The organism is Atopobium sp. BS2 (assembly GCF_000565075.1).
Lineage (GTDB): Bacteria > Actinomycetota > Coriobacteriia > Coriobacteriales > Atopobiaceae > Lancefieldella.
Window position 1 is genome coordinate 23,611 of the sequence record NZ_JDFG01000019.1, and the last position, 7,932, is coordinate 31,542.

9 protein-coding genes are annotated in these 7,932 nt (G+C 46.7%); 4 read left to right on the forward strand and 5 right to left on the reverse strand.

Annotation, left to right across the window (positions count from 1 at the left end; all coding sequences use genetic code 11):
* Positions 1–90 precede the first annotated feature (90 nt).
* Positions 91–606, forward strand: a complete 516-nt coding sequence (locus HMPREF1492_RS02305) for a ferritin (RefSeq protein WP_035435524.1) — start codon at positions 91–93, stop codon at positions 604–606.
* A 15-nt stretch (positions 607–621) separates the two neighbouring features.
* Here the strand turns inward: HMPREF1492_RS02305 and HMPREF1492_RS02310 are convergent, their stop codons facing one another.
* Positions 622–1,527: a DMT family transporter gene (locus tag HMPREF1492_RS02310; RefSeq protein WP_035435526.1), complete on the reverse strand. Its 906-nt coding sequence runs from the start codon at positions 1,525–1,527 to the stop codon at positions 622–624.
* Between the two features lie 3 nt (positions 1,528–1,530).
* Positions 1,531–2,553 carry an asparaginase gene (locus tag HMPREF1492_RS02315; protein ID WP_035435527.1) on the reverse strand — a complete coding sequence of 341 codons (1,023 nt, stop codon included), beginning with the start codon at positions 2,551–2,553 and terminating at the stop codon, positions 1,531–1,533.
* 150 nt (positions 2,554–2,703) lie between these two features.
* Between HMPREF1492_RS02315 and HMPREF1492_RS02320 the strand changes: the two genes are divergently transcribed.
* Entirely contained in the window at positions 2,704–3,177 is a 474-nt protein-coding gene (locus HMPREF1492_RS02320) for a hypothetical protein (RefSeq protein ID WP_035435529.1), read from the forward strand.
* A gap of 55 nt (positions 3,178–3,232) precedes the next feature.
* Here the strand turns inward: HMPREF1492_RS02320 and HMPREF1492_RS02325 are convergent, their stop codons facing one another.
* Together HMPREF1492_RS02325 and HMPREF1492_RS02330 are read right to left on the reverse strand one after the other, a co-directional pair.
* Entirely contained in the window at positions 3,233–4,084 is an 852-nt protein-coding gene (locus tag HMPREF1492_RS02325) for a glycoside hydrolase family 25 protein (protein ID WP_232215592.1), read from the reverse strand.
* Between the two features lie 107 nt (positions 4,085–4,191).
* Positions 4,192–5,673, reverse strand: a complete 1,482-nt coding sequence (locus HMPREF1492_RS02330) for a DUF1846 domain-containing protein (RefSeq protein WP_035435532.1) — start codon at positions 5,671–5,673, stop codon at positions 4,192–4,194.
* A 104-nt stretch (positions 5,674–5,777) separates the two neighbouring features.
* On the opposite strand from HMPREF1492_RS02330, the gene HMPREF1492_RS02335 reads away from it, so the two are divergent.
* Positions 5,778–6,227 (forward strand): hypothetical protein, encoded by a 450-nt coding sequence (locus tag HMPREF1492_RS02335; protein ID WP_035428323.1) that lies wholly within the window; start codon positions 5,778–5,780, stop codon positions 6,225–6,227.
* An 87-nt stretch (positions 6,228–6,314) separates the two neighbouring features.
* Here the strand turns inward: HMPREF1492_RS02335 and pth2 are convergent, their stop codons facing one another.
* Complete coding sequence (gene pth2 / locus HMPREF1492_RS02340) at positions 6,315–6,755, reverse strand: aminoacyl-tRNA hydrolase (RefSeq protein ID WP_035428325.1); 441 nt, start codon at positions 6,753–6,755, stop codon at positions 6,315–6,317.
* A 217-nt stretch (positions 6,756–6,972) separates the two neighbouring features.
* Between pth2 and HMPREF1492_RS02345 the strand changes: the two genes are divergently transcribed.
* Positions 6,973–7,461 (forward strand): A24 family peptidase, encoded by a 489-nt coding sequence (locus HMPREF1492_RS02345; RefSeq protein ID WP_035435534.1) that lies wholly within the window; start codon positions 6,973–6,975, stop codon positions 7,459–7,461.
* The last annotated feature ends 471 nt before the right edge of the window (positions 7,462–7,932 follow it).

Below are 7,932 nucleotides of genomic sequence, written 5' to 3' on the forward strand. Positions count from 1 at the left end.
TAAGAGACTAACAACTGGGTATCAAAAATGAGAAGCCAAAGAGCTTCTCATTTTTTATGAGAAAACATTGTTATGAGGAAAGAGAAGAACATGGCACTTGACACAAACGTTGGTAACATCCTTAATCAGCAGATCAACAAAGAGTTTTATTCCGCTTATCTGTATCTGACCTTTGCAGATTTCTATGAGGAGCAGGGCCTGAAGGGCTTTGCAAACTGGTATGTCATCCAGTCTCAGGAAGAGCTTGCTCATGCACGTATTCTTCGTCGTTACCTGCTTGACAACGATTGGACTCCAACCATGGAGGCAATCGCAAAGCCAGACCTTACCTTCTCCAAGGTAGTTGAGCCAATCAAGGCAGCGTACGAGCACGAGCAGTTCATTACCGCAAGTATTAACGAGTGCTACGCCGTTGCTCAGAAGGCAAACGATTTCCGCACTATGCAGCTGCTTGACTGGTACGTTAAGGAGCAGGGCGAGGAAGAAGCAAATGCTTCCGATCTTCTCAAGGCAGTAGAGCTCTTTGGTGGAGATCCAAAGAACTTGTATGACCTTGACCGCGAGAACGCTGCTCGCGTCTTTGTCGCACCAACTATGCCAATGTAGGCAGCAGCTTAGACGCTACAGTGGAGTTTCAATAGCCTCTGATTTGTCCGAAGAGGCGCCTGATAGCTCAGCAAAGATGGCACCGCCTATGATGCAGGCGGTGCCTATTATTTTGAGAAGACCAAAGGGCTCGCCAAGGATAAGTGCCGAGAAAATAACTGCAGATAGTGGCTCAAGGTAGCCAAAGACTGCCACGCGCTGAACAGGAATCTTGGTAAGTTGTGGGAAATACAAAAATGATCCAAGGCCTGTGTTAAAGAGACCGATGGTCAGAACGGCCAGCCAGTTTACCGACGCTGGATTTGCGGGCAGTTCAATGCCATGGAATACAACAGTAACCAGAGCAACAATAGCGCAGCCAATGCCCAGTTGAATGCTGGTGCCTTCAATACCAGAAACATCTTTGAGCTGCCTGTTACAAATAACCATGACGGCATAAAGAACAGCAGAGAGAGCGCCTAGAAGAAGACCAACTGGCGAGAGGTTCAGTCCAACTCCATAGCCAATAATAAGGGCAGCTCCAATAACAACTACAAGAAAGCCAAATATCTTTTTAGCAGTGAGTTTCTCGCCAAATAAAAGGGGAGAGAGCGCCATTACAATAACGGGACCGCAGTAATACTCAAGTGTTGCAATACCAACGCCTACCAGGTGATACGCCTCAAAAAGGAAGGTCCACTGAAGACCCAAGGCAATGCCTGATCCAATGAGTGCCTGGAAGTCCTTGGGGTAGTTTTGAATGGTAAAAGCTTCTTTATGCACAAGTTTAACCGCGAGCAAAAAGAGCGTGCCCAAAAGCATACGGAAGAAGACAATTTGATAGCTAGGAAGATTGATAAAGCTTGCAACGATTCCGTTAGAACCGCAGATGATAAGCGCAATTAGGTAGAGCACGGTAGGTTTAAATGTGGCGTCTCTCATCGGCTACTCGCAAATTTCTGTATCCACGGACTGTGGAATTCTGTCGTTACAAATTACCTGGTAGAACAGTTTTTCTTGCTCTCGTTGATCGGAGGTCTGACCAAGCATCCACATAGTTTTTGCAACCAGGGCTTCGGTAGTCATATCGTCTCCAGAGAGAACGCCGGGCATATCTTGATAGGTTCTACCAACTTCATATACACCCAGGTCAAGACCCTCTTCAGGAACTTGTGTGGTAATAACTACAGTGCGACCAGACGCAATCCAATCGGTGATAGCTTCCTCAAAAGAGCCGTCGTATGAGGGGATGCCACCAATACCAAAGGTTTCAAGCACAATAGCGTCGTAGTCATTCTTCAGAAGGTAGAAGATAGATGGATTAAGCTCGGGGGTCAGTTTAAGCACAATGACACGTGTATTAAGCGTTTCATAGGTGGTAAGACCGCCATCTACCTGCTCTTGATTTGGAGCACTACGAATAATCTTGTTGCCACGGATGTGGGCAAGCGGTGGATAATTCATGCTCGTAAATGCATTGAAGCTCAGGGTGCGCTGTTTATGAGCGCGGGTGCCGGCAATAACCTCGTTGCCAAAAACCACCACAACTCCGGCGCTTCTGTCGTCAAGTGCGTAGAGAACGGAGTGGTAGAGGTTGAGTTTGGCGTCGGTAAACGGATTTGCCATTGGCTGCTGAGAGCCTGTGAGCACAATGGGTTTCTCGCTATTTTGGATGAGGTAGGAGAGGGCAGCGGCGGTATATGCCATGGTATCGGTGCCGTGAAGGATAATAAAGCCGTCGTAGGCATCGTACGACTCAATAATGGCGTCTCTGATCTGGAGCCAGTTTTGAGGGCGCATATTGGTGCTGTCGATATTCATGACTTGTTTGAAATCAAATTCGCAGAGGTCATGAACAAGAGGGACGTTGGCTAAAAGCTCTTCTCCCGAAAGTGAGGGAGCCAAGCCCGATTCAGTGGAAACAGAAGCAATAGTTCCTCCTGTTGCCATCAGTAAAAGTTTCTTCACGCGTCCCCCATGAACTCCAATTGTGCAGACTTTACAGAAAATCAGTCTGTATAGCGCTTTATTGTAACGGGATAGATCCTTTTCAAGGCGAGAAAAGCAAAGTCGGTGTATTCTTTTTTCGGTAAACGAATCTTTTAGCAAGGATTGTTGATGGCAGAGAACAACCTCTTTGGTTTTGGTAAGAAAAAGCGTCCAGCTCAAGTTCCACCTACTGTCTCTCGTAATGGGGAGTCTTCTACTTCTCCACGTGCGGTACGAGGTCGTCACGCAGCTGTTGGAAGCCGTGCACAGGCGCAGCGTAGGATGACGCAAGATCGCCCAACAAATCCCGTTAACCATGCCCGTGCAGATGCCGCCCGTGCACGTGGTCGAGCAAGAACTGCTTACGGCAATCACTATGGCACGCTCAACCCCAGAGATGAAGCTCAGGCAGCATATGCGGCCAGGAGACGTCGTTCTTCTCGCATGAGGCTGGGTCGTGTGGCGCTGGCAGTATTGCTTGCAGCCATCATCTTGTGGGTAGTGTTTACGCTGGTAAGTTCATGTAGCCCAGGAGGCGCTTTTGCGCATGCTCAGGCGCTTGATCCTACCGTTACCCTGACTGGTTCCGTGAAGGTCGGATAGCCTTACAGGTTGCGGCGTGACTGTGGAGCACTCAGCAGTTTCGACGTGTAAACTGCTATTTTGGACTCTTGCTTGTAGAGACGCGTGAGAAGTCCAAATTCAAATCAACTGAACCGGTAATACCGTCAACTTGTCCTGTTGAGGTGTATTGCCATATCAAAAAGTTAAAGTTTACGTCTGGCTGATCAACGTATTGTGCCAGCCAAATAGGCTCGTCAAGCGAGACCAGGTCAAAGCGATTTAGATCAACTTTGTTGCCATACACAATAACGCGGTATCCCGCTTCTTGAATAGTGGTGCAAAACGCGCGCGCAATTGCGTTAGTTTCTGCGGGGGAAAGGTTGTCGGCGCGGCCGCTGTAATCGGGAGAAGGCTCCAGATCAAACGCAACAGGAAGAGCAAGCTTTGTAACTCCTGCTTCTCTTAGCTGCTGCAAAACAAAAGCAGCTTCCTCACGAGCTTCTTCTACGTTAATAGCCTGCGAGAAGAAGTACACACCTACATCAAGACCAGCGCTTTGCGCACCCTTTAGGTTGGTCTCAAACAGCTCATCTGCGCGAATACCACCCTCGGTGGAGCCGCGGTAGCCAATGCGAAGCATGGCAAACTGAATGTCATCGGCAGCAACAGCTTCCCAGTCAATAAACCCCTGGTGAGAAGAGACGTCAACGCCCGTGCGAGTGAGCTCTTCTCCGTCCACCACATAATGTGCGCGTCCCGTTGCATCATAGGTGAGGTTTTCCCACTCATAGGGGACTTCGTTTTTGATGATCAGTTTGTTGTCAAAAGAGAGGGAGAAAAGTCCCTGGCACGATTGCAACAATGCCAGCACAAATACAATGGCCAGCGTAATGAGTCCCCATGTGACAACAGGATTGTTCTGGGAATTTTTCTCAAGTGTATGCATCGCCCGCTGCTTACGTTTTGAAGCGTTTGCAGAAGCAGGTGTGTTTTTAGTTTTAGAACGAGTCGTATAGTTTCTCGTTTTCTTGCTTTTATGTGAGCTGTTAAAAATCACTGGTGAAAGAATTGTCCTTGTTCAAAAATTGGCTCGCAACACACGTTAATGCCCAGCTTGTGATAGATGGACTCGTCATCGCTTGGAATAATTGACGAGAAATACGCGTCGCATCCACGGAGTAGTTGCGTGGCATCAACGGCTTTTCCGGCCAATGGGTTGGTAATTGAGCTGATAGAGAGCGCAATGAGCATCTCGTCGGCGCAGAGGCTGGTGCGAGCTAGCTTAAAGTTGTTCTCTTTTAGCGTGCAAATAGGCCTTAGGACCTCATCTGAGACAATAAACGTCTTCTTCTCAATACCAACTACGTATTTGAGGGCGTTGAGCAAAAGCGACGCTGGCGCACCTAAAAGCTCCGAAGTCTTGCCGGTAATAATGGTGCCGTCAGGCATAACTATAGCACCCGCAAGCTTTCCTGTCTCTTCTGCTTTGTGCAGACAAGCTGCATGAGCTGGCGAGAAGTTCTGGTCAACGTTAACGTCTTTCATCAAAAGATTAATCTTTGTGAGTTCACGCTCACCCATGCCCGTACGCTCGAGTTTCTCGGCAGCCCTAAACCACCTGCGTACAATCTCTGCTTTGGAAGCTTCCTGGCAAACCTCATCATCAATAATGCAGTTGCCAACCATATTGACACCCATATCGGTTGGAGACTGATATGGGCTGGTACCTGCGATTTTCTCCATCATGGCCTTGAGCACAGGAAAAGCCTCAACGTCGCGGTTGTAGTTAACGGTAACCTTGCCGTGAGCCTCAAGGTGATATGGATCGATGATGTTGTTGTCGCCCAAATCTGCCGTAGCTGCCTCGTAGGCAACGTTTACGGGGTGCTTGAGCGGAAGGTTCCAAACAGGGAAGGTCTCAAATTTTGCGTAACCCGCGCGGACTCCACGGGCGTTCTCGTTGTAGAGCTGCGAGAGGCAGACAGCAAGCTTGCCTGAGCCAGGGCCAGGTGCTGTTACAACTACCAGAGGATGCGTAGTCTTGACGTACTCGTTTTTACCATAGCCCTCCGCCGAGACAATAAGGTCAATGTTGGAAGGGTAGCCCTCAATGAGGTAGTGACGGTATACAGCAATGCCCATGTTTTCTAGGCGCGCGCGATAGGCCTTTGCCTTTGGCTGACCAGAGTACTGCGTAATGACAACGCCGCCAATGGCAAGGCCGCGAGCACGGAAGATGTCCATAAGCCTCAGCACGTCATCGGCATAGGTAACACCAATATCGCTTCTGCGCTTGCCGTTTTCAATGTCGTTTGCGTTGATGGCAAAGACAACCTCTGCCTCGTGAGCAAGCTGCTGAAGCATCTGAGCTTTTGCATCTGGAGCAAATCCAGGGAGGATGCGAGAAGCGTGGTTGTCGTCGAGCAGTTTACCGCCAAATTCAAGGTAGAGCTTGCCGCCAAATTCACTGATACGCTGGTGGATTCGATCCGCCTGCATAGTGATGTACTTCTCGTTATCAAAGCCGATACGCATGCGTCCTCCTGCCAAGATTTACTGTAGAAATTGTATCATCAAGAGCAGACTTCCTATACGCTATAAGCTATACAGAAAACAAATAAACAACCAAGGAGTTGTGTATGGATAGCAAGTTTTCACAAACACCTTCTCGTGGCGAGAAGTTCAAAGAGCTGGCACTGAGTGCTTTGCGTGCATTTGGTTATGGTTGTCTTACAGCAGCTGGAATGAGTGCTGTTATCTTCGCATTTGCGTACTTTACCAGCGGTATGGATATGTTTACGGGCATCGACTGGGTGCGCCGTGTTATGTACGTCATTTCTTCTTTGGGAATTATTGCTTGCGGCGTTGGTCTGCTCTTTAGTGGAAAAGAGTACGAGGACCGTCAGATGGGCTTTACGCGCGATATTGATGACCCCATCAGCCTTAAAGAAGGAAAGCTTGATCCTCGTATTTCAAAAATCGAGACCAATCACCTTTCTTGGCAGGCAGCAATCCTTTATGCCTCAATTGGTATGTTTGTAGTTACCACTATCTTTGACGAGGTTATGAGCCATACCTTCTTGATGTAGGTATTCTCGCTAGTACAGAGATAACTCACTAGTACAGAGGCAGCTTTCTAGTACAGAGGCAGATTGCCTAGTACAAAGGTAGAGCGCCTAGTATAAAGGCAGCTCGCCCGTTAACGGATCAATATCTTCTGCAGCCAGTGGCTCAAATGCCAGGCAGGTAAATGTTGGTTCTCCATGGAACTCGGTAAAGCCCGCGTCCCTAATAAGGGCCACGACAAAACCACGAGCTTTTCCCTCGACAGCAAGCTCAAGCAACGCTTCTTCAGAATCAACGTAGACACATACCTTTGCAACGCCAGCATCAAACCAGTTAGTGATTGCAGAGGTATCTTCGTCAGCATGGTCCAAATAGACCCAATTCTGATCATCGGTAACACGAACCTGATCAAGTCGACGCTCTTTTGCAAGTGCCATAAGCGTGGCTTCAACACACGCATGACTTGCCTGAGCAGCAATTTTCCCTTTTCGCATCTTAAGATCGCGACGAATGACAATCATTTGTTTTGATTTATACGAAGAGCTTGGCATGAAAGACCTTTCTAGAAACTGAGTGCTAAGTGTACCATTCACAGCTTTCCGATTTTTGTCGCAAGAAAATCCTGAAGAATCAAAAAGACTCTCTAAAACCAAGAGCGGCGAGAAGAACGTTGAATGTTCAGCTTGTTACATCAATAAGTTAAATAACGGCACCTGTGTAGAAAGTTGATTCTTGTCTATGTTGCTAAGGTTGACTGAGGAGGTGTCTATGAGAGAGTTGGTTATTTTTGTCATGTATATCTGGGCTTCAATATCGGATATGCGAAATCGCACTATTCCAAATAGAATCCCTATTTTGCTCGCTTTTTTATGGCCTATTTGGCTTGTGGCAAATGAAAAGCGCACTGAGTTACTGATGAATGCATTATGGAGTGAGCTCTTTGTTATATGTGTAATGGTTACAGTAGGTATAGTTACAAAATTTATAGGTCATATGTCTTCTCTGGGAGGGGGAGATATTAAACTTATTCTCTCAACATGCCTTTATCTTGAAATAAAAGAGACATTTGTCTTTTTATTTTTAGCAAATATTTTAGGTGTTATGTTTTCTTTTCTGTTCTTTATTTGGCGTAAATTTTTAAAGAGAGAAGACAGAAATAAAAAAGAAATTACCAGTTCAGATAGTATATTTATGTATACATTTCCTTTTGCACCATTTCTTGGATTTGGTGTGGCACTTGCGCTATTTTTACGCTAAAATCGGGAAGTGTTATATGAATTTAAAAAATTCTTCTAATTCCCGAATATATAAAAATTTTTTTCTGCTATCAATAGTTTACACGTTGCGTTGAGAGATTGAGTTCCCCCAACACTCAATTTCATCGCTAAATGGCCCCGACCATTTAGTTTTCTCGATATGCGAGGCAACGTATGCCATGGAGGCAGGACGACTACTAACGTGGTCGCACACATGTCGCCCTGCCTCATGGCAATCTCTTTAGAGCTGTTCGCTCTCTCTTTGATATACCCATTATTTCAAGTGCTTAAAAGAAAAAATTACGGAAACTAAGCTATTTTCCTGCGGTTTTATACGTATCAGAAATCAGCTGCATGGATCATCCAAAATCTTAAAAGCCAGATGGCGTATAGAACTACCTCCCATTTCTTATGTCCAAGAAATGGGAGGTAGTTCATATGCGGGTGATTATGATTCTGCAGCGTGTTAGCG

Bases quoted from the DNA above. Each gene is read 5' to 3' on its own strand.
- HMPREF1492_RS02320 (WP_035435529.1), top strand. From the start codon at position 2,704: ATGGCAGAGAACAACCTCTTTGGTTTTGGTAAGAAAAAGCGTCCAGCT.
- HMPREF1492_RS02345 (WP_035435534.1), top strand. From the start codon at position 6,973: ATGAGAGAGTTGGTTATTTTTGTCATGTATATCTGGGCTTCAATATCG.
- HMPREF1492_RS02310 (WP_035435526.1), bottom strand. From the start codon at position 1,527: ATGAGAGACGCCACATTTAAACCTACCGTGCTCTACCTAATTGCGCTT.
- HMPREF1492_RS02325 (WP_232215592.1), bottom strand. From the start codon at position 4,084: ATGCATACACTTGAGAAAAATTCCCAGAACAATCCTGTTGTCACATGG.
- HMPREF1492_RS02335 (WP_035428323.1), top strand. From the start codon at position 5,778: ATGGATAGCAAGTTTTCACAAACACCTTCTCGTGGCGAGAAGTTCAAA.
- HMPREF1492_RS02305 (WP_035435524.1), top strand. From the start codon at position 91: ATGGCACTTGACACAAACGTTGGTAACATCCTTAATCAGCAGATCAAC.
- pth2 (WP_035428325.1), bottom strand. From the start codon at position 6,755: ATGCCAAGCTCTTCGTATAAATCAAAACAAATGATTGTCATTCGTCGC.
- HMPREF1492_RS02330 (WP_035435532.1), bottom strand. From the start codon at position 5,673: ATGCGTATCGGCTTTGATAACGAGAAGTACATCACTATGCAGGCGGAT.